The 372-nt window shown below is 47.3% G+C and carries 1 protein-coding gene; it reads left to right on the top strand.

Annotated features, from left to right (window positions below; all coding sequences use genetic code 11):
- The coding region (locus HHH54_RS10950) for an Ig-like domain-containing protein (protein ID WP_232796334.1) at positions 1 to 372 on the top strand (372 nt) is incomplete at both ends.

Genomic DNA, 372 nt, shown 5'->3' with positions numbered 1-372 from the left:
CAACAGGAACAGTAACAGACACAGTGGCGCCAGAGGCACCAGTAGTGAATAATCCACAACCAGGAGACAAAGTCGTAACAGGAACAGGTGAACCAGGAACAACAGTAGTTGTGACATTCCCTAACGGTGAAGAAGTGACTGGCCAAGTGGACGAAAACGGAAACTGGACAGTAGATGTACCAGCGACAGAAACGTTAGAGGAAGGCGAAACAGTGACTGTAGTGAACAAAGATGGTAATGGTAATACATCAACACCATCAACAGGAACAGTAACAGACACAGTGGCGCCAGAGGCACCAGTAGTGAATAATCCACAACCAGGAGACAGAGTCGTAACAGGAACAGGCGAACCAGGAACAACAGTAGTTGTAA

Origin of the sequence: Staphylococcus canis, assembly GCF_016238445.1 — a bacterium.
In the GTDB taxonomy this organism is placed as follows: Bacteria; Bacillota; Bacilli; order Staphylococcales; family Staphylococcaceae; genus Staphylococcus; species Staphylococcus canis.
Note: the sequence above shows the minus strand (reverse complement) of the source record. Positions and strands in the feature narration are given on the sequence as shown.